The 20,190-nt window shown below is 54.9% G+C and carries 16 protein-coding genes and 1 pseudogene; 9 read left to right on the top strand and 8 right to left on the bottom strand.

Going from position 1 to position 20,190, the window contains the following annotated elements:
• The first annotated feature begins 63 nt into the window (after positions 1–63).
• On the top strand, positions 64–561 hold the full coding sequence (gene radC, locus ACW44H_RS14315; RefSeq protein WP_281662343.1) for a RadC family protein: 498 nt from the start codon (positions 64–66) through the stop codon (positions 559–561).
• Between the two features lie 221 nt (positions 562–782).
• Here radC and ACW44H_RS14310 read toward each other — a convergent pair whose 3' ends face one another.
• Entirely contained in the window at positions 783–1,004 is a 222-nt protein-coding gene (locus ACW44H_RS14310) for an SPW repeat protein (protein WP_230803597.1), read from the bottom strand.
• A gap of 1,337 nt (positions 1,005–2,341) precedes the next feature.
• On the opposite strand from ACW44H_RS14310, the gene ACW44H_RS14305 reads away from it, so the two are divergent.
• Positions 2,342–3,702, top strand: a protein-coding gene (locus ACW44H_RS14305) for an IS3 family transposase (protein WP_457505188.1) whose coding sequence is annotated in 2 segments (ribosomal slippage) — positions 2,342–2,798 and positions 2,798–3,702 — 1,362 coding nt in all. Because the reading frame shifts where the segments join, the coding sequence is not laid out codon by codon here.
• 85 nt (positions 3,703–3,787) lie between these two features.
• Here ACW44H_RS14305 and ACW44H_RS14300 read toward each other — a convergent pair.
• Positions 3,788–4,294 carry a MarR family winged helix-turn-helix transcriptional regulator gene (locus ACW44H_RS14300; RefSeq protein ID WP_230803594.1) on the bottom strand — a complete coding sequence of 169 codons (507 nt, stop codon included), beginning with the start codon at positions 4,292–4,294 and terminating at the stop codon, positions 3,788–3,790.
• Between the two features lie 131 nt (positions 4,295–4,425).
• Positions 4,426–6,375: an FAD-binding monooxygenase gene (locus ACW44H_RS14295; protein WP_174788273.1), complete on the bottom strand. Its 1,950-nt coding sequence runs from the start codon at positions 6,373–6,375 to the stop codon at positions 4,426–4,428.
• A 346-nt stretch (positions 6,376–6,721) separates the two neighbouring features.
• On the opposite strand from ACW44H_RS14295, the gene ACW44H_RS14290 reads away from it, so the two are divergent.
• Together ACW44H_RS14290 and ACW44H_RS14285 are read left to right on the top strand one after the other, a co-directional pair.
• Entirely contained in the window at positions 6,722–8,179 is a 1,458-nt protein-coding gene (locus tag ACW44H_RS14290; protein WP_174788272.1) for an aldehyde dehydrogenase family protein, read from the top strand.
• Between the two features lie 8 nt (positions 8,180–8,187).
• Positions 8,188–9,930: a thiamine pyrophosphate-dependent enzyme gene (locus tag ACW44H_RS14285; RefSeq protein WP_174788271.1), complete on the top strand. Its 1,743-nt coding sequence runs from the start codon at positions 8,188–8,190 to the stop codon at positions 9,928–9,930.
• Here the strand turns inward: ACW44H_RS14285 and ACW44H_RS14280 are convergent.
• Complete coding sequence (locus tag ACW44H_RS14280; RefSeq protein WP_174788270.1) at positions 9,927–10,841, bottom strand: LysR family transcriptional regulator; 915 nt, start codon at positions 10,839–10,841, stop codon at positions 9,927–9,929. The genes ACW44H_RS14285 and ACW44H_RS14280 overlap by 4 nt on opposite strands.
• Positions 10,842–10,962: 121 nt before the next feature.
• Here ACW44H_RS14280 and ACW44H_RS14275 point away from each other — a divergent pair, with 121 nt between their 5' ends.
• From ACW44H_RS14275 to ACW44H_RS14260, 4 genes are all read left to right on the top strand, one after another.
• Positions 10,963–11,709 carry a class II aldolase/adducin family protein gene (locus tag ACW44H_RS14275; RefSeq protein WP_217488676.1) on the top strand — a complete coding sequence of 249 codons (747 nt, stop codon included), beginning with the start codon at positions 10,963–10,965 and terminating at the stop codon, positions 11,707–11,709.
• Positions 11,710–11,790: 81 nt separating this feature from the next.
• Positions 11,791–12,747, top strand: a complete 957-nt coding sequence (locus ACW44H_RS14270; protein ID WP_174788269.1) for a TAXI family TRAP transporter solute-binding subunit — start codon at positions 11,791–11,793, stop codon at positions 12,745–12,747.
• 4 nt (positions 12,748–12,751) lie between these two features.
• Positions 12,752–14,677, top strand: coding sequence for a TRAP transporter permease (locus ACW44H_RS14265; RefSeq protein WP_281662342.1), 1,926 nt, complete (start codon positions 12,752–12,754; stop codon positions 14,675–14,677).
• 337 nt (positions 14,678–15,014) lie between these two features.
• Positions 15,015–16,196 (top strand): MFS transporter, encoded by a 1,182-nt coding sequence (locus tag ACW44H_RS14260; RefSeq protein WP_174788267.1) that lies wholly within the window; start codon positions 15,015–15,017, stop codon positions 16,194–16,196.
• Between the two features lie 770 nt (positions 16,197–16,966).
• Here ACW44H_RS14260 and ACW44H_RS14255 read toward each other — a convergent pair.
• A complete protein-coding gene (locus tag ACW44H_RS14255; protein WP_174788266.1) occupies positions 16,967–17,170 on the bottom strand; it encodes a hypothetical protein in 204 nt (67 codons plus the stop codon).
• A gap of 68 nt (positions 17,171–17,238) precedes the next feature.
• Positions 17,239–17,460, bottom strand: a complete 222-nt coding sequence (locus ACW44H_RS14250) for a hypothetical protein (RefSeq protein ID WP_174788265.1) — start codon at positions 17,458–17,460, stop codon at positions 17,239–17,241.
• A gap of 379 nt (positions 17,461–17,839) precedes the next feature.
• Here ACW44H_RS14250 and ACW44H_RS14245 point away from each other — a divergent pair.
• Positions 17,840–18,238: pseudogene (locus ACW44H_RS14245) on the top strand (hypothetical protein); the annotation flags it as partial.
• Positions 18,239–18,671: 433 nt separating this feature from the next.
• Here the strand turns inward: ACW44H_RS14245 and ACW44H_RS14240 are convergent.
• Together ACW44H_RS14240 and ACW44H_RS14235 are read right to left on the bottom strand one after the other, a co-directional pair.
• Positions 18,672–19,463, bottom strand: coding sequence for a hypothetical protein (locus tag ACW44H_RS14240; RefSeq protein ID WP_174788264.1), 792 nt, complete (start codon positions 19,461–19,463; stop codon positions 18,672–18,674).
• Between the two features lie 3 nt (positions 19,464–19,466).
• Positions 19,467–19,715 (bottom strand): hypothetical protein, encoded by a 249-nt coding sequence (locus ACW44H_RS14235; RefSeq protein ID WP_457505182.1) that lies wholly within the window; start codon positions 19,713–19,715, stop codon positions 19,467–19,469.
• Between the last annotated feature and the right edge of the window lie 475 nt (positions 19,716–20,190).

The raw sequence follows: 20,190 nt of genomic DNA, 5'->3' as shown, positions 1-20,190 counted from the left end.
CTATCTAACGACATAGATGCCGGGGCCACCACCCCGGCATTTTTTTATTTTTTGGAGGCAACCATGACACACGCCAAACTGAAAGCCGGGGAAGTGGCAGGCACCTACCTTGTAACATCGCCGGTGACCGAAACCGACATCATCACCATGGCCAAGCGCTTTGCGCGCCGTAAGCTCGCCAAAGGCCGCAAGATCACCCAGCCCTCGCAGGCATTCGAGCATCTGCAGTTACTGCTTCAAGACTACGTGTACGAAGTATTTAGCGTGTTGTTTCTGGATAGCCAGCATCGGGTTATCCGCTTTGAAGAACTGTTTCGTGGCACCATCGACGCTGCTAGCGTCTATCCCCGCGAAGTGTTGAAGGCTGCACTGGCTTACAACGCCGCCGCTGTGATCCTCGTTCATAACCATCCCAGCGGCGACCCTGAACCCAGCGATGCCGACCGGCGCATTACTGAGCGGCTGAAAGAAGCCCTGACACTCATGGATATACGGGTGATTGATCATGTCGTGGTGGGAAGCGATGGGTGCACGTCGTTTGCGGAGATGGGGTATCTTTGAACTCAGGAACGCAACGCCGGTGCTGCCCAACAGGGCGGCTCCGGCATGTAAGGATTTTTTATTTTTTGCGAGTATCGGCAACTATCGGCCCGCCCCAGCATCACCAAAACCAGCAGTGCGGTAAGCGCCACCAGATCGTAACGAAACCACCCTATACAAACCCGCCCAGGGAACTGACCATTCAAGCGGCACGTCGACAGTCTCCATGAGTTTTACAGAGGCTACGGCTTATGGGTAGCGGCACTCTCGTTGGATGGCATTTTCTGGGTGATCAGGTTGGTAGTGATCTCAAATATCCCGTAGTGAAAATGAGGAGGAAAAATCTGATCGGCAAAGCCGAAAATCCATGGCGATAGCGCTAGGAATATCCCGCACAGCATGTCGACCGTCGGGTGTTCCGGCATCGGAAGGACGGCAAACAAGCCGTACTCAGACTTCGTCATTATACTGGAAGCAAGAAAGCAGCGAGTTTTACACTCCGCGCCTGGTGGTACGCATGATGGTGTGGTTGATTGCGCCGTAGGAAGGCCTGAGTGGCTATGTCTGCATGGGCTAGGGGGTTTACTGCTCCCACACCAAGGAATAACTGGAAGAGCAGGGCGGCGGCCCGCACCGAATTATCGGTTCGGCTAGGAGGCCACTGCTCGTTATGGGATCGAACAGGTCAAAAAAGCGCCGCGTGTCTCGCGGAGATGATCGACACCAAAGGCGCGGGACTTGGTGGCGTGGTTGACGCTCCTTACCGGGACCTAGATCGGCGTCGTTGTGCTACTAAGAAGCCAGTTTGCCCACGTCCGGCTCTATAAGGTCGTGCTTCTTGGCAATCTCGCGTTAGGTCGATTCCGCGTCAGCGGCTATGGCGTCTGAGGGCAGTCCGCCACCTTGAGGCCGAAATATTCGCCAAACTCGAACCACATGCGGCGCCAGCGGAAGACGTCTCCGTTGACGGTGTTAAACTACGGCCTTCAGGCCATGGTAGGCGGCGGTGACGACCGCGGACAGACCGGCCGCGCCCGCAGGCGCTGGTCACCAAGCGTGAGGAAGAGGACGGCAAAGTAGGTTACTGCTTCGACATCAAGCTGCAGGGCGAAGGCGAAACAGTATTCTTCGATTTCTGAGCTTCGATAAGCGGCTTCTTCGTCTTTATACCCCGCCTCGCGCGGGGGTTATTGCCTAGCTTAGAAAGCTCCGGTCTGTCTTATTTTCGGGCAGCAGGTCGTAAAGTGCTGATATCCCATGGAGATATCGATCGGGTTTTCTCAGTCAACGACACCATCGCCTGGAAACAAAGGCTCTACCCTAACCATGTGAGCAACGCCAGCGGCTTCGCTCGTCTTTATCAGGAGCCTGGCATGCCCTAGGCACGGATGGTGTGGTAACGGTGGACATGGACTTCCTATCTGCTTCTTCGTCGGTAGTGTCTCCTCGGCGAGGCTTGGCGGGCATGCTTGCGACCAAAGGTACACTGGTTCGACTAAAGTCTAAAACGTGTGTAGAATGGAGTTTTCCCACGACCTGACAGGTTGCAATCGATATGACAACTCAAGCGTTTTCTCATCCCGTCACCGAAGCCAGCGTTCCCCTGCTCAAGCGCATCGGACTGAGCGCCTACCGACTGTTGGAGCGGATGACCGAGAGGTCGTATCGTCAGCACAAGACATTTCTTACCCAAAGCTATGGCCTCTGATCGGTAGCACACGATTCGACCCAGTACAAAGAGCCAGCGCAATTGAACTGCACCCCAAAAGTTGGACACTCAATCCAACCTTGGGGTGTTTTCATGAGTAAGCAGTACGACGAGAAGTTTAAGCTGTTGATTGCGCAGCAGTGTTTACGCAGGGACGCCAGCCCAGGAGAAGTGGCTCGTCAGCATGGTCTGGATGAGTCCATCGTACGACAGTGGCGGGATAGCTATCAGCAACATGGCAAGCTGGGCCTGCGTAGGAAGTACACTCACCGGAGCGCAGCATTCAAGCTAACGGTTCTTGAAAGTGTGTGGCGAGATGGTTTGTCACACCGTCAGGCGGCTGTCCTGTTTGATATCCGTGAACGTGGGGCTATTGGCAGATGGGAGCAGCAATATCATAGTGGAGGGCCGAGTGCACTAACGCCGAAGCGCAAAGGACGGCCCCCGATGATCAGAAAACCTCCTTCCCCACCGCTGCCACCGGATGAAGAGCGCTCCCAAGAGGAACTGCTCGAAGAGTTGGCGTATCTACGTGCAGAGAACGCTTACTTAAAAAAGCTCGATGCCTTGATCCAGGAGAAACGGGCGATGACACGGGACAAAAAACCCAAGCCGTCCAAGGATTAAGGCATAAGCACTCACTGGCGCTGCTGCTGCGCGCGGCAGAACTGCCGCGCAGCACGTTCTACTACCAGCTCAAGGTTCTGTGCGCTGACGATGCGTATGCGTCTCTTAAGACGCGCATCCAGACGATCTACGATCATCACAAAGGGCGTTATGGCTATCGTCGTATCACCACGGTATTACGGCAGGCAGGCGAGGTGATCAACCACAAGACCGCCCAACGGTTAATGCAGCAACTGGGCTTAAAGTCCCTTGTTCGCCCTAAGCGATATCGAGCCTATCGAGGGGCCGCAGGCTACGCGGCCCCCAATACGCTACGACGTCGGTTTCAGGCTTCAGGACCTAATCAAAGGTGGGTGACGGACATTACCGAATTCAAGGTCAATGACCAGAAGCTTTACCTGTCACCGGTCATGGATTTGTATAACGGCGAAATCATCGCCTTTCAAACCGGGCGACGACCGGTATTCAGCCTGGTCAAACACATGTTGACGAGTGCCTTCGATCGTCTAAAGCCAGGTGACCGTCCTCTGCTGCACTCAGATCAGGGGTGGCATTATCGCCATCCTAACTACCGCCGCATGATGGTGGAGAAAAGAATATTGCGCAGCATGTCCAGGAAAGGAAATTGTCTGGACAATGCCGCCATAGAGAGCTTTTTTGGCACCCTGAAAGCTGAGTACTTCCACCTGAACCGGTTCGACACGATTGAGCAGCTAAAACGAGGCATTGCCAACTATATCCATTACTATAATCACCAGCGGATCAAGCAGAAACTAAAAGGCCTGAGTCCCGTGCAATACAGGACTCAGGCCATGGCCGTCAGTTAGGGAAACCAACCGTCCAACTTTTGGGGGTCAGTTCAAATGCGCTGGCTCTTTGCTTTTTTGGATAGTTGCCTGGCGTTTCGCCGGGTCAACCGGCGCGGCGGATAGGCACCCGGCTTAGGGCATTGTTTTCATCGGCCAAGCGCTGCAAAAGGCCGCAGACCTGCTCGCGTTCCTCCTCGTTCAGCGGGGCGAGGATATCCTCCTGGGCCTGGATCACGGCGGGCTCGGCCTCTACGCGCAATGCCTTGCCGGCCTCGGTGATGGTGACCAGCATCGAGCGGCGATCCTCGGGGCTGCGGCGTCGATCGACCAAGCCGCGCTCCTCGAGCTTTTTCACCACAATCGCTACGGTGTTGCGATCGAGCGCCGTGAAGCCGCCGAGAGTGATCTGGTCCAGCGAGCCCATCTCGTCCAAGGCGGAGAGGATTATGTACTGCAGCTGGGTGAGATTGTTGGCCTCGCACTTGCGCAGGAAGATCGCCACGCTGATCTGATGGCAGCGCCGAAGCAGGTTGCCGGGCAGAGCGTTGGCCTGGGAAAGCGGAGATTCGGTCATGTTCTCGGTCTGCTCAAGGAAATGGATGAAAGACACAAGCCATGGTCCTCTGCGGGTCACGGCTTTTAGGCTCTGGCTCTGGGACTACTGGCCAGCCAGTTTCACCGGCGAAGCAGGTGCCTGACGGGAACGGTGCCCCTGGCAGGCTGCCGCCAGCAGAGTATAGGTCAGCCTGCCTCCAGCATGAAGCGGGCGAAATAAGCCGCCAGCTCTTCATGGGCCTCCAGCGGCAGCACATTTGCGATGTGCTGATCGGGACGCACGATCACCAGACAGCCTTGCTCCCGGTCGATGCCGCGCATGTCGAAGATGTCCCGCTTGTTCTTCAGATCGGGGCAAAAGACCTTCTCGTAGTCGTGCAGTCCGTAACGTCCCTTGCGCGGCCACAGCAGCTGGGGGAAGGCATCCAGGGAGAGCTCGCGGAAACCCTGCTGGCAGATGGCTCGCAGGTCAAATATCGAGTCAACGGCATCCCCTGGCGGTGTGTACTTGCGTACCGGGGAGTCAGGGGAGTCGCTCAGGAACCGGCACAGGCCGCTGAGTCCGGACTCCGGCGCGGCGGGATCGCTGGCGTCGGCGAAGGCGAACAGCCGCCAGCGGCCATCCGCTTTCACCGTGTGGCCTAAGTGCATGGGCTTGGCATCGGAGAGGCGAACCACCGGCGCGGAGTGGAAACGCATCCCGATCTCCAGGCCCTTGGCAAGATGCTGATGGGTCGGCTCGGCGGAGATCAGCGAGGGGTAGTACTGGATTGCCGTGCCGGCGGTGAAGCGCCCCTGCTTGACGAAATACTTCTGGAATTCCTTGGGATCTACGCCGTCGCCCTTGTCCTCGGGTGAGCCCTTGGGCGGGGCGCTGAACATCTTGGCAAACGTTCGGTCGAAGTCGATCAGCTCCTTGGCCACGGTCTGACGCTCGGTGGTATAGGTGTCTAGCAGCGCCGGTGAGGCCTTGCCCTGCAGCACCGAGGCTATCTTCCAGCCCAGGTTGAAGGTGTCGCGCATCGAGACATTCATGCCTTGGCCCGCCTTGGGGCTGTGGGTGTGGCAGGCGTCGCCGGCGATGAACAAGTGGGGAGCGCGACTGCCGACTTCTTCGAGGGGCACGTCGTCGAACTTGTCGCATAGACGCTGGCCGATATCGTATACCGACCACCAGGCGATTTCCTTCACGTCCAGGATGTAAGGGTGCAGGATCCGCTGCGCTGCGGTGACCAGCTGGTTGGAGGTAATGTTGCGGCTGGCGACACGCTCGTCTTCCTTGAGCTTGTCGAGTTCGATGTAGAGGCGCGTCAGGTAGCCGCCCTCTCGCGGGATGATCAGGATATTGCCTTCGTTAGCGGAGTGGATCGCCGCCTTCATGCGGATGTCTGGGAAATCGGTGACCGCCAGCACATCCATCACGCCCCAGGCTTGGTTGGCGGAATCACCCTGCAGGGCGCGGCCTAGGGACTGACGCACCGCGCTGCGCGCGCCGTCACAGCCCACCACATAGCGGGCCCGTACGGTTTCCACGCTGCCCTTGTGAGCATCATCGGTACGCTCAAGCTTAACCGTCACCGGGTACGCCTCGGCGCCCAGAGTGACCGCATCGGCCTGGGCGGGATCGACCACCACATCGACCACGCGGCGCGAGTAGTTCGGCTTCAGGCGACTCGCTGAGTTGCGCATTAGCTCCAGATAGAAGTCATGGATCCGGGCCTGGTTGAGCACCGTATGCGGGAACTCGGAGAGGCCGTCTTCGGTGTCCTGGATGCGACCGTGGCGCATGATGTTCTTGCGGTTATCTTCATCCGGCTTCCAGAACACCGTCTCGTTGATCCAGCAGGCCTCCTTCATCACCTTTTCAACGAAGCCGAAGGCATTGAACATCTCCATGGTGCGACAAGCGATGCCGTCGGCCTGGCCGAGCTTTATCGGGCCATCCTTCTGCTCGACGATGCGGGTGCGAATCTCGGGGAAGGCCGATAGCTGGGCTGCCAAGGTCAAGCCGGCCGGTCCACAGCCGACAATCAACACATCGACCTCCTTGGGTAGCTGGTCGGCATTGGCGAGCTCACTAACAGGCTCGTGGATGGTCGGGTCGCCGGTCTGGAATCCATTGAGATGAAATTGCATGCGGGCCTCATCGGTATTTACTGATCACTATTGTGATCAATATTATTGTGATGTCATGTCTCGTTAGCAATTAGCCTTTGTGCTTATGCTCATTAAAGTTAATTATACTTGACATAACCAAGATCTCATCGTTTCCACGATTACGAATAGTTAGGGCCTCCCCGCTTCTAGCGCTATGCTCGGCCACGTTTTCGATGAGTCGGCATCCTTATTCAGGTAGGCATATTTTTGTTTTTCACAGATATATCGAAGTGGCTATATATATAGCTAGATATATATATTTGACTGTGGGCTGCGCTTCCATGCATTACTGTCTGCATCTAAGGAGACGCAAGAGGAAAACAAGATGGAGCGTATCTGCGAGGCCGAGCGTATGTTGATTGGGGGTGAGCTTGTTGAAAGCGTTACCGGCGAATGGATAACATCCATTAATCCCGCGACGGAAGAACCAATTGGACGGGTGCCAGCCGGTTCGTCAGAAGATGTGGACCGGGCCGTCCAGGCGGCAGAAAAAGCTTGGCCCGCCTGGGCGGCATTGACACCGATGGAACGGGCCGCGGCCATGAATCGCTTCGCCGACGCTATAGCGGCCCGTGCGGAAGAGATTCTAAGAATTGAGGTCAGCGACACAGGCAACACGATCCGGCCGATGCGAATGATCGATGTACCATCCGCTGTGGAAAGCTTGCGGTACTACGCCGGGCTTGCTCCCGATCTACGGGGCGACACCATCCCGGCAACCTCCGACAACCTGCACCTGACGATGCACGAGCCTTATGGGGTAGTGGCGCGGATTGCGCCTTTCAATCACCCCATCATGTTCGCTGTCGCACGTACCGCCGCGGCGCTGGCGGCAGGCAACGCAGTGATAGTAAAGCCGCCCGAGACGTCTCCGTTATCGGCGATGGTGCTTGCCGAGATCGCCCGGGATACCCTGCCGCCGGGCGTATTTAACATCGTAACCGGTGACGGCGCTGTTGTTGGCAACGCTATCGTTCGGCATCTGGGTATCAAGCGGATTGCTTTCATCGGTTCGCCCGAGACTGGCCGTGCTATTCAGCGGTCGGCGGCTGAGGTTGCGGTCAAGCACATCACGCTAGAGTTGGGCGGTAAGAACCCAATGATTGTATTTCCTGACTGTGATCCCGAGAAGATCGCTGACGCCGCTGTGTTCGGCATGAACTTTTCCTGGCAGGGCCAATCCTGCGGGTCGCTTAGCCGGCTGCTCTTGCATGAAGATATATACGATCGCGTACTCAAGGCAGTGGTAGAACGCGTCGCCGCGCTGCGCATCGGCGATCCACTGAGCGACGAGACCGATGTGGGCCCGGTCAACTCCGAGCTGCACATGCAGCGTATCCTGGCACATTGCGCAAATGCCGATGCGGATGGCGCGCGCCGAATGCTGGGCGGTGGGCGGCCAGAAGGGGAACAGTTTCGCAAGGGGTATTGGGTAGCACCCACAGTATACGCCGACGTGACGCCGGAGCTGCGTCTTTGGCAGCAAGAAGTGTTTGGCCCTGTCATGGCGATAGGTCGCTGGAGAGACTTCGAAGAGGCGGTTGCCATGGCCAATAGCACCGAATATGGCCTGACTGCTGCTGTCTGGACACATGACATTAACGCAGCGTTGAAGATGGCGCGACGGATCCGGTCGGGGCATATCTGGATCAACGGATCGAGCATGCATTTTTTGGGGGTGCCCTTCGGCGGTATGAAATCCAGTGGTGTAGGTCGAGAGGAAGGGCGCGATGAGCTGCTTAGCTACACCGAATCCAAAACCATCAATATCATGCTGTCGTGAGCGTAATCATGAGCCATAAATCCAATAATGACGTCCCCTGCTGGGGTTCGGATGCGATAGCCAAAACCTTACAGGGTCTTGAGCTTAACTATATCGCACTCAATCCTGGCGCAAGTTACCGTGGGCTTCACGATAGCTTAGTGAACTTTACCCACAATGACCCGCGGCTATTGTTATGTGTACATGAAGAAGCAGCGGTTGCCATTGCGCATGGTTACGCTAAGGTGACGGGGCGTGCCATGGGAGTCGCGCTACATTCAAATGTGGGTTTGATGCATGGTTCCATGGGTATTTACAATGCTTGGTGCGACCGGGTGCCTATGGTAGTCCTAGGGGCTACGGGTCCAGTTGATGCCACCCAGCGGCGCTCCTGGATCGACTGGATTCATACCTCGCAGGATCAGGGTTCACTGATCCGAGATTTTGTAAAGTGGGATGATCAACCTGGAGGAGTCACGGCCACTCTTCATGCATTGGTTGAAGGAGTTTCCCGTGCGGGAACTGCTCCACGCGGTCCGGTCTATATTAATATCGATGCAGCACTGCAGGAGAAGGCTTTAGATGCGCCGCTGCCCGAAATTGATATATCGCGGCGAGGAGCGCCGCGGACCGGGGCGCCTGTACCTGATTTGGTGAATGAGGCTGCAATGCTGTTGTCAGGTGCAAAAAAAATCGTCGTTCTTATGGGGCGCATGTCGCATGATTATACGGATTGGACGCGCCGCATCGCGTTTGTTGAGCGTCTTGGAGCGCAGGTGGTGACAGATTTCAAGACCGGCGCGACCTTCCCCAGCGCTCATGGCGCGAATATCGGTCATGCAGGCTACTTCCCCGATCCGAAAGCCAAGGCGGCAATTGCTGAAGCCGAGATCATAGTGAATCTCGACTGGCTAGACTTCGGTGGGACATTGCGTTCGGTTTTTGGTGATCGGCCGGTGCCGGCAAGAATAATCTCGGCCACGATCGACGTTCACAATCATCGCGGCTGGGTAAAGGATGGCGGCGCCCCCGCCCCGGCCGATGTAGCCTTCCTTAATGAGCCTGACCAGGTTGTTGCCGCGCTAGTGGAAGCTTTGGAAGCACAGGAAACAGTTCCCTTACCTGCGCTTTCCTTGCCGGACGAAGTAAAGGGCGGCACGATGACATCGCAGGATATCGCAGTGCTCCTACGCCGAGGTGTGAATAAGCGCTCTGTTTGTCTGATACGCGCTCCACTCAGCTGGACCGGCGCGGATTGGCCCGTTTCCCATCCGTTTGGCTCCCTGGGTTATGATGGTGGTGGCGGAATTGGTTCCGGCCCAGGGATGGCGGTGGGTGCGGCATTAGCCCTGCGTGACGAGGGCTTAAAGCACTTGCCACTGGCGGTACTAGGCGATGGCGACTTTCTGATGAACGCTTCGGCTCTTTGGACGGCAGTCAACCAGGGCGTCCCCTTAATGATTGTCGTCGTGAATAACCATTCGTTCTATAACGATGAAGTACACCAAGAGTCGGTTGCGAAGGAGCGGGAACGCCCCGTCGAGAACAAGCATGTGGGCATCGTGATGAACGGACCCGACATTGATGTCAGTGCGATAGCTCAAGGCTTCGGCGCGACAAGCTATGGTTTGCTGACTTCACCTACTGCGGTGATGAAAGCTATAAGCAATGCTCTGGAGGTGGTCGAGAGTGGCGGCGTAGCAGTACTTGAAATCGAAGCGGCTAAGGGCTACGCGCCCTCGATGGTGCAAGCGATGCGATCAGCAGGTTAATCGCGTAATGCGAGGCTTATTTCGTCCAGCATCGTGGTTTGGAATTTGGTCAAATTCTTATTTTTTCGGTAAACCAGGTAGAACGGAACGCGTAGCTCCATACCCAATGTCTCTAGTCTCCTCAGTGAGCCTGAGGCAAGTTCATCTCGAACCGAAGACTGAAACAAGAAGGCAACACCCGCACCAGCGCGCACTGCTTGCTTTATAGCTTCGGCATGGCCAAATTCCATCACAATCTGTTTGCGTGATACGCCAAACTCCATTAATAAGCGCTCCTCGATATCACGACGAGGAGTACGTAACTGAGCTGTGACGAATGGAAGTTCTGAGAGTTCATCGAGCGCTACGCTCTTCGCCTTGGTCTCGGATCTGTTCGATGCCACGAGGATCAGGCGTTCGTCCCGCACCCGTTGTACCTCCAGACCGGCGATATCATGGCGTGGATCTAAAATGGTAAAAGCAAAGTCGCATTCGCCTTGTCTCACCGCATCTGGAACCAGTATCGAATCAGTCACTTGCACTGATATCTCTCCCTGGGGATAACGCTGTTTGATTGGTGCGATAATACCAGGAAGAACGTAAGAGCCCAGAGTCATTGAGGCACCGATTTTGGCCTTGCCGGCCAGCCCGCGCTGGGTATCGGCTATCTCGCGTTCGAACTCTTGAGTGCGGATGACGACATCCTGAGCCCACTTGTACACGCGATGGCCTTCTTCGGTCAGTGCGATGCGTCGGCCGTTTCTTTCCGTCAGTGAGACTCCTAACTTACTCGCAAGCGATTTCAGATGCGCTGAGACGACAGGCTGGGCAATATTCAGACGCTCAGCCGCCCGCGAAACGCTCTTCAGCTCTGCGACTATGCAGAAGACTTCGAGCTTATGGATGGTGAGCTGGGAGGCAACTGACCGCATGAGAATCTATACCTTGATGAGTATACAGAAAGGTATAAATATATATTAGTTCCCGTGACGAAACACAACTAGTCTGAATATAAGTATTATCTATCCCTATGAAAGGCGGAGGAGCCACCAGATGCCCGAAGACATGAAAGCACGTTTCGAGGAAGATATTCTTGAGACGACCATTACCAACCTCGTTATTGCCAATCGCATCCTGGCGCGAGAAGACGTGATAGACGACTTTGGGCATGTGAGTGTGCGTAACCCTTTGAACCATGAGCGTTATTTTATATCGCGCTCGCGGAGCCCCGAAGTGGTAACGCGTGGCGACATCATGGAATTTACACTCGATGGTGAGCTAATCGGCAATGACCATCGACGTCCATATGCCGAGCGGCATATTCACGGCGCGATTTACAAGGATCGCCCGGACGTGAATGCAGTGACACATCATCATGCTCGCTCGATTCTTCCGTTCACGATGAATGCAATCTCGCTGCGCCCGATCTTCCACATGTCGTCAGTGATCGGCAAGGAGATTGAGACCTGGGACAGCCAGGTCGAATTCGGCGACACCAATATGCTCGTCGATTCAATGGAGATGGGGCATTCGCTGTCACGAGCACTTGGGGAGAATCGGGTTGCTCTGCTTCGCGGGCATGGGTGTGTCTGCGCAGCGGATAATCTTAAAGCGGTCTGCATGGTGTCTATCGGGCTGAAGGATAACGCCAAGCTCATACATGACACACTCCAGATAGGAGAGCTGAGTTACCTCACCGACGGGGAGATAGAAAAGACAAGCGCCATGCTGCTAAGCCCTATGCCCCTCGCACGGGCTTGGGATTATTGGGTGGCACGAGCGGGATTCAGTGGAATATAAGGGGGGCCAACAGGAAACGAGTAACCCGATAAAAATAAACTAACCATCACCGAAAAATAAAATAAACAACGGAGTATCGCCATGAAATATGCAATGCTGGGTGCGATTTGTCTTGGAACCACAATTTTTATGGCAAGCGGCGCTAGCGCGCAGTCACTTGGTATCGGTGCCGGGACCCAAGGCTCGCAAAACTACGCTGCCAATGCCGGGATGGCGAAGTTTCTGTCTGATGAGGCAGGGATGGACGTGCGCGTGCAAGCCTATGGCGGATCGGGACAGTCGATGCCAATGATTGATGCAGGTCGGCTGGACATGCAATTGATCCCGAGCCCTGATATCTCTGCTGCAGTTCAGGGGCAGGAGCCGTTCGAGGGTAGGCCACTACAGAATCTTCGTATCGTAGCCTCTCTGAGCTCCTCAGCCTATGGGTTCATGGTGCGTGAGGATTCAGATCACTACAAAGTTTCCGACATCGAAGGTAAGAGCATCACCTATGGCTACACAGCACAGCCGACCTTACGGTTCCAAGTCGACGGCATTCTCGCCGCTGGAGGGTTGTACATTGAAGACATGGAAACCCATATGGTGCCATCTGTACCAAATGGTGTCGATGACCTTATCGCGGGCAACGTCGATGTGGCCTTTTTCTCCTTGCAGGGTGGTAAAACACGCGAGGCAGATGCTGCCGTAGGCATTCGCTGGCTTGCTGTCAACGATACACCCGAGGCCGAGGAGGCGATGCAGGAATTCGTACCCACCTCCTATATAAAAACAGTCGATCCGGGCGATGGCATTGTGGGCGTGGATGAGCCAACGCCAATGATGGGGTATAACTATATATTAACCGCGGGGAAGCATGTTCCTGATGAGACTGTTTATGAAATCGTAAAACTCCTCCACGAAAATCCTGAGAAAGTGCGTGGCATCCTTACGGCTTTCGCTGACTTCGAGCCAGCTAGCATGGCACCTACCTATCCGGGTCTGAGCTATCACCCAGGTGGGATCAGCTACTATACCGAAGCCGGGCTGGTAGAGTAGCGTCATGCAAAAGCCGAAAGATAACTCCCTGGATCCCGCTTTAATCAAGCATGCAAAGAGGCTACTAGGGGGATTAATGGTACTGTTGCCGGTGGCTTATGCTGGCAATGTGCATCGTCTACTGGAGATGTCGATATACGATGTACAGCTATTAGTGTTAGTTCTCATACTTTCCCTCTCTGCGGGCTTTCTGATCATGGCGGAGCGCGCCCGCAACAGCTGGCTAGAGGCGGCCAACCTTGTCTGCGCCGCTGTAATATTCTGTGTGGGCTTTTACGTCGCGCTCTTTTACCCATCAATATCGATGGAGGCACCTTATCTTCCGGACTGGCTGATCGCGACCAGTGCTGTTCTGTTCATTGCGCTCATGCTCAACCTGCCAGCTTCAGCCGGTATTGGTATCCTGTCGGTTGTACTAATTTTTCTAGTCTACGGTTTATTTGGGCATCTCGTTCCAGGGGAGCTGCAGAGCCGTCAGACTACGCCCTCGGAACTAGTGGTCTATCTCGCGATCGATGCGAATGGCATGCTTGGCACCGCTCTAAAGGTGGCGGTAATCATCGTTATTCCATTCCTGCTGTTCGGCCAGCTCCTGGCGCGTTGCGGTGCGGCTGATTTTTTTAATGACATAGCCTTGGCTGGCATGGGGCGTTTTCGAGGAGGCCCAGCCAAGGTTGCAGTCACTGCCTCAGGCCTTTTCGGATCGATCTCGGGCAGTGCGGTCGGTAATGTAGTAGGCACCGGTGTGGTAACGATCCCGATGATGAAACGAGCAGGCTTCAACCCTGCCTATGCTGGCTCGGTCGAGGCGGTAGCCTCCACAGGGGGGCAGCTCGTGCCACCGGTCATGGGGGCTGCTGCCTTCATCATGGCTGACTTCATCGGTGTCGATTACTCGACAGTTATGATGGCAGCGCTACCGTCGGCACTGTTGTACTACCTCGCCATCTTCATCAACGTCGACTTTTACGCGGCCAAACGCAACATTCGTGCGGTTGAAGCCTCACAGATCCCCTCCTGCTGGCATTCGCTGCGTCAGGGCTGGCATTTTCTAATCCCTTTCGTAGTTCTCTTCTATACACTATTCGCTCTAAATATGCGCCCCGAACGAGCAGCCGTTCTGGCGGCTCTCACTCTGCTGGCTGTTAGCTTAATTTTTGGCTACCGCGACCGCCGCATAGCTCTTGGAGATATTTGGTCCGTTGTTGCCTCAGCGGGGGCCGCCGCGAGCGGACTCGTCATTGTGTGCGCAGCAGCTGGATTGATCATTGGTGTACTCAATCTTTCGGGCCTCGCCTTCAATCTCACGCTGCATATCATCAATGCAAGCGGTGAAAATGTTTTCCTGCTAGCTCTCATTACCGCACTGATTAGCATCGTGTTGGGCATGGGCATGCCCACTGTAGGGGTATATATCTTACTCGCTACGCTAGTGGCACCGGCGCTCGTCGAAGTAGGCATTCCAGTGATCTCGGCACACCTCTTCGTCTTTTACTTCGGTCTTCTTTCAATGGTGACACCGCCAGTGGCATTAGCGTCCTTTGCGGCTGCCAATATTGCTGGGGCTGGTGCGTGGAGCACGAGCATTGCTGCAATGCGTCTGGCATGGCCAGCCTATGTCGTGCCTTTCCTCTTTCTGTTTGCCCCATCGCTAATCCTAGAGGGCAGTCCTATGCAAGTGACTTGGGCGCTAGGCTCGGCAATAATGGGTATTTACATGGTTACTGCGGGAATTGTCGGCTACATGGGTCGTATGGTAGGAGCATGGTTCCGGTTCTTGCTGATCATAGGAGGATTCCTACTGCTCATTCCAACAGACCTATTTTCAGGCGGCTTCTATACCGACATAGTGGGACTAGCTGTTTTCGGTTTCTGCGTGATTTGTAGTGCGTTTATACGTACTAAGACAATCGATATTCCCAGAATTTAGTTTCATTTTAACCTTAATGACCACTTCCCTAAAGCCAATAAATGCCGCTGGGTCTATTTAGTGACCAATAGCCCAGCTAGGCGTGTGGCCTTACTATCCATGTTAAATGCGTTCTTGGTTCAGCGGGGCAGGGCTTTAAGAGTAGTAGGGGGTTTTGTTCGGATAATTGCTAGGTGTAAGTGCTGTTTGTTTTTTGGTTTTTACAGGTTGCTAGATCTCGACACGCAGCGTTTATGACACACTTTAAATGCCTTGATAGCCATCATCACCGCATTAAACCGAAGTGTGGGAGGGTGATTAAGTATCCTTAATGCACATAATTAATAGAGGAGGGGCTGTGGCAAAAACAAGCAAAAAAAAATGTCATGGCTGGACACTCTACGCCTTGAGCTTTTTCTCTTTGAGTCCCATGCTCATGATGGGCCTCGCAGTACCCTTGTGGGGTGTATCGCTCGGTATTGCCCCCTCACACTTGGGGGTCATTCTTTCTGCACGCTCCTTCCTGCCGCTTTTGTTATCAATTTACGGTGGAAATTTACTCGACCAGTGGGGCGTACGACGCACTCTACAGGTGCTTGCTGTCCTATCAATGTTCATACCACTACTTTATCCGGTGCTACCGTTTACATCAGCACTGATCTTACTGGAATTGTTCGGCGGAGTGGTAACGGCTTTCGTGTGGATGTGTGCACAGACTGTTCTGGGGCAGGTTGCGAAGGGTGATCCTTTATATGCAAGTCGCTTTAGCTTCGCCGCTAGCATGGGCAATTTATGCGGCCCGTTTTTGCTCGGCCTGGCCTGGGGGCTCAGTGGGCCATGGGCTGCATTTGGAGTGGTCGCCGCCTGGGGCGCGGCACTGACGCTTTTAGTCGTTAGCTGTGGCAGCAGCTTTCAAGGCGCTAATACACATGTTGATTACGGATCGCGATCAGTGCTTACAACACATTTAACTGCTTTGAAAACCATGCGCGATCGTCAGGTTGCCTTTGTGCTCTATACAACTTTCATTCGGATCGCTGCGTACACAGTACAGGCATCTTTCTACGTGGTCGCTCTAGATTTCGTGGGACAAGGAAAAATACAAATTGGCATCCTTGTTGGGATCGCTGGGCTTTGCTCAGGAGGGTTCACTATGCTCAGTGCTTCCGTGGTTCGACTGATTGGCTCGCAAGAACATGTTTTAGTTAGCGGAGTCGCGCTTGCGATCTTATCTATCGCTGTGACCCCTGCATTTTCTAGTTTTACGCTATTGTTAGTCTTGGCCATTTTACACGGGGCCGGGATGGGGCTATCGATGCCTTTGCTACTCTCCTTGCTTTCAGAGGCAGCGAGCAGCGATACTCAAGGGTTGGCGGTGGGGTTGCGCTCCACTGCCAACCGGCTCGCAGGCGTAGTCATCCCCGTTGGTCTGGGTGCGGCGATCAATATGTTTGGTATCACTTGGGGGTTTTATTTAATCGGATTTTTGTTGTTAGTTTTTTTGTGGCTTGGCTGGTGCGCATTGAAGCCCTCCCAATAAATTTACAAGCGGTAAGCTCCGTTTGTTCGTAAAATGCTGGGGTAAGGAGTGCTATCTTGTCGTCATGTAGCTTGGCCTAGCATAGGTGTGAAGGCATTCTTCGTTAGTGAAATAAAATTAATATTTATTTTTTTGAAGTGGGTTGGGCACTAACAAATGCGCTAATTAAGTTTAACATATTGGGACATAATTATCGCAGAGGCGCTGCCCGATCATGTATACTGATTACCAGTCGATCTCTTTCACATCCACAATGTAGGATGCAAGATACGATGCGCAAACCAGCTAGTCGGAGGTAATATTGCGGCTGGCGACGCGTTCGTTTTTCTTCAATTTTCGGATTCAGTGCAAAGGCGATTCAGATAGCCATCCATGGTACCAGCAAGATATTTCCTTTGTTAGCGAAATGGATGACCGATTTTCAGGCGTATTGCGGGGAAATCAATTACAACCAGCACATCCAACACGCCCTAGCCCTAGTTAGCTGAATCTCCATCAGTAAGCGCCCCGGGGATTTCCTGACTACGCTGGGTGCCTAGTCGCACCCCAACCACATAGCGGGCAGGTATGGTCTCGTATTTTCCCCTCGTGTTTCGGGTCGAGCCTCTCTAGCTGTTTGGTCCCGTGAAGTGGGGATTCGGATCACCATAAAACCTCTCGATCTCTTTTTGCCATTTCTCAAGGATAAATTCAATCGGTGTTTTGCCCTTGAGCGCCCGGAGTGGCCGAGCACTGTTGTAGGCCCATAGATAGTTCTTCAGGTGAGACTGTCACTGCTCCAGCGAGGTGCAGTGAAACGCCCGCGTGGTCACCTCCTTGATGGTTCGATTCATCCGCTTGACCTGCCCATTGGTCCAGGGATGGAGGGCTTCGTTAGCCAACCCGTAACGATGACAGACCACATCGAAGATATGCGGCTTGTAGGTCTTGGTTCCCGCCTTCTTCGCAAACTGCACGCCGTTATACGTCAGCACGGTGTGGGCGCGGTAAGGTAGGGCTTTCAGTGTATCTTCGAGAAATTCGGCGCGATCTGTCGGGTCATCTACCGGTACAACTGGGCATGAACGAACTTGAACGTTCGGTTCACCGCGACAAACAGATAGGCCTTGCCCTCGCCGGTGTGAATCTCGCTGATATCGATATGCAGGTAACCGATCGGTAGCGCTTGAATGACTTCTTCTCGCGCTTCTACCCGGTACCCTTTGGCAATTGGCTGATGCCTTGGTGCTAATAGAGGCGGTGCAGGCTCGACTGGGTTAGCCATGTAGCTGCACTGTCAACACTCCAATCGACGCTCACTTCGACGGGAATCCTTTAGCGCCGCTGCCACTGCCGGACGGAAATTTCTTAGGTCAACGATGACCGACCAACAGCCGGAAACCTTCGCCCGGCCTCGGGCAGCATCGTGTCGGAGGAGCGCAGCACAGGGTCTTCGTAGCTCGAAGTACGGGGCTGGCGTCTGATGAGCTCGTCGCTGAATCATCTGCCATCGCGCGTTCCCGCCGCTTCCGGGGTCCGCTGAGAGCGGCATGTCGTCCGCTCCCGTCGGTGCGCCTCACTACGTGTCGCTAGGCAGTTAATTGGGTTCTTCCTCAATTTCTGTGGTTCATCCGCTGCTAGCGACGCTATTCCTAGGGGCGAGCATGCAAAGGAAATCGAAAGGGTCGCCCGGCCTAGGGGTCAAAATTCTGGGTGTCGAACTCACTGATGATGACAGAGTTCGGTTGTTTCCGCTGCCGGATCAACAGTCGGCATTTGCTCCGATTGCGGACGGCGAAGACGAAGACGGCACGGCTGGTCCAACTGGAGTCTTCAGGATCAGCCGGTTGTGACGGTTAAGTTCCTGCTGAGCCGCTGGCAAAGCGCACATTAGAGATGTGTATGGCAAACGTTCACCGATTGGCTGCCGACGGTTGCTTCAACTTATGCGCGCCATACAACTAGGGTCGGTCGCTCACAGCAACTCCACGATTCGGGTCGTTGACATCGACGACTGGAGTTGGCAACGAGCAAAACGTTACGGCACCATCATGGTTGATCTGCATCCAGCACGCCGGCGGCCATGCTGAATGAGTAATCTCGGCCATTCTGGTCGCAATAGAAGGGAAGCGGACATGTTCACGAAGATCAAGGTTTCGACCCAGGATGAATATCTCGTCGTCGCATCGTCCATCTCCTCTATCGAAACAGACTGACCTCAGAACGGGGGCATCTATCGGGGCAGGGCAAAACCGTGAGCATCGACACGTTCCATCCAATCTGGCTGAGACATGGCCAGGAAGCGCGCTGCAACGGTAACGCCCCTGCGCGCGCGTATTTCGTTGATCCTACTCTTCTTTGCCGGGGACCCAGCCTCGATTGAAATACGCTATGTCATAATCGCCCACGGGCATGAAGTGTGCCGTTCCTTCGATATCCAAGGAGGACGCCATCTCGTTGAGATCTTGCGGTTCCGTACTTGGCCATTCCCCGGTATCAAACCGTTGGTTCATAACTCCGACCGCCAAGGTACTTTCGGCGGGATTGATGGCCTATCCAGTGCAATGCTGTACGAAGCAAGTCCTCTTTTCCGTTTTTGGCTGCCAGATCCTCATAACCGGGCATGAGCGTGTAGGGGATCTGGTGATCGCCAAGCCCATGCAATCGAAACACAGGAATCTCAGGATCTCCTACGACGTTGCGGCCGGCAGCGCCCCAATATTCGAGCGCATGAGTAGACGCTAGGACGCCGGACGCCTCGTTGATCCTTTGAATATCCGCCTGAGGTCCCAACCCCGCCACTTGATAGAGCACCTCGACGGCATTCTTGACGGCAGGGTTTACGTTCTCGAAATACGCCGCATAATCGATATTCTCGTTCCAAGACAATTGTTGACCCTGCGCGGAATTCTCGAACATCGTCCGGGCAGCGCCACCAGGGCTCCACGATATGAGCAGCAGCGTGTTGTACATCGCCTCTTGCAGCGCCTTCGGGTCTTCTAGATACGGATGCTGTTCGTCACCGCCAGCCGTCCAAACTGGCCATTCTCCCAGCGCAAATGCCAGTGCCATACGGGCACGCCCATCCGGCAATTTTTGTGCAGCCTTGAATGCCTTCTGCCATTCCTCCGGAAGCGTCCCACCGATTTCGTTCGCATCGGCACCGGCACTAATATCGGGCGGAAGGTTAGTGATCGCCAAGTTGGGCGCCGGGCCATGTCCGGCTTTCTCATAGTACTCGGCGAGGAGCGTCTGCAGGACGAACCAGCCGTCGAGGAAGGTGTTCATCAGTCACACGGGCGTATGCGCGGATAGGGCAACGGCTCCATCAACGCGATCAGAGAAATCTTCGGCCACGGCCAGCGCCGTATGTCCGGCACCGGAGCAGCCGAACTGAATGATGTGTTCAGGCCCTTCATAGGTTTTCTCGAAGCGATCGAGAACAAGATCGAGATTGGCGACCTCCCGTGCTGGGTCGTACTGCCAATCCCGGAGTGGGTGGCGTGCGCTGCCTGCCAGGGCATAGCCCCTGTTCAGCAAGGCGCTGAAGCGATCGGACCATCCTGGGCTGTCCTCTCTCGCAGCATAGTCAAGGTCGCGGATCAGCTTTCCGTTCCATTCGGTCGGGACGCGGATCAGATATCTCGTCCCGCCGGAAGTTCGTCCTGTTGCTCCTTGTACCCGGCTCCCTCATTATTCGTCACTTCTGGCTGTTTCGTGATCTGGGCCAATGCCGAACCCGATGCCGCAACGCCTCCGAGTATCGCGGCGGCGAACACCGACGCTCCAAGCGCTCCAGCGGAGCAGCACGTCCGCAGTCTACTTTTCCGCATCCGCAGCCCTTTCTTATGAAGATGCCTTTGAACAACTTTCATAGTGTACTACCTTCGTTGTGTTCTCGCTTCGTTGCCCCGTCAGACAGGGCTGTTGAGCCGCATGCGCTTAGATGCCTCAACGACATGAGTGCGCATTAATGCCGCGGCTTCTACGGCCATGCCGGCCACCATCGTCTCGA

This window comes from Vreelandella sulfidaeris Esulfide1 (assembly GCF_054072535.1).
This window is presented reverse-complemented; position numbering and strand designations above follow the sequence as displayed.

What these genes read in the sequence shown, in the direction of transcription:
- ACW44H_RS14295 (WP_174788273.1), bottom strand. Translation starts at nt 6,375, where the DNA reads ATGCAATTTCATCTCAATGGATTCCAGACCGGCGACCCGACCATCCAC.
- ACW44H_RS14280 (WP_174788270.1), bottom strand. Translation starts at nt 10,841, where the DNA reads ATGCGGTCAGTTGCCTCCCAGCTCACCATCCATAAGCTCGAAGTCTTC.
- ACW44H_RS14310 (WP_230803597.1), bottom strand. Translation starts at nt 1,004, where the DNA reads ATGACGAAGTCTGAGTACGGCTTGTTTGCCGTCCTTCCGATGCCGGAA.
- ACW44H_RS14290 (WP_174788272.1), top strand. Translation starts at nt 6,722, where the DNA reads ATGGAGCGTATCTGCGAGGCCGAGCGTATGTTGATTGGGGGTGAGCTT.
- ACW44H_RS14270 (WP_174788269.1), top strand. Translation starts at nt 11,791, where the DNA reads ATGAAATATGCAATGCTGGGTGCGATTTGTCTTGGAACCACAATTTTT.
- ACW44H_RS14240 (WP_174788264.1), bottom strand. Translation starts at nt 19,463, where the DNA reads ATGAACACCTTCCTCGACGGCTGGTTCGTCCTGCAGACGCTCCTCGCC.
- ACW44H_RS14265 (WP_281662342.1), top strand. Translation starts at nt 12,752, where the DNA reads ATGCAAAAGCCGAAAGATAACTCCCTGGATCCCGCTTTAATCAAGCAT.
- radC (WP_281662343.1), top strand. Translation starts at nt 64, where the DNA reads ATGACACACGCCAAACTGAAAGCCGGGGAAGTGGCAGGCACCTACCTT.
- ACW44H_RS14250 (WP_174788265.1), bottom strand. Translation starts at nt 17,460, where the DNA reads ATGGCTAACCCAGTCGAGCCTGCACCGCCTCTATTAGCACCAAGGCAT.
- ACW44H_RS14275 (WP_217488676.1), top strand. Translation starts at nt 10,963, where the DNA reads ATGCCCGAAGACATGAAAGCACGTTTCGAGGAAGATATTCTTGAGACG.
- ACW44H_RS14285 (WP_174788271.1), top strand. Translation starts at nt 8,188, where the DNA reads ATGAGCCATAAATCCAATAATGACGTCCCCTGCTGGGGTTCGGATGCG.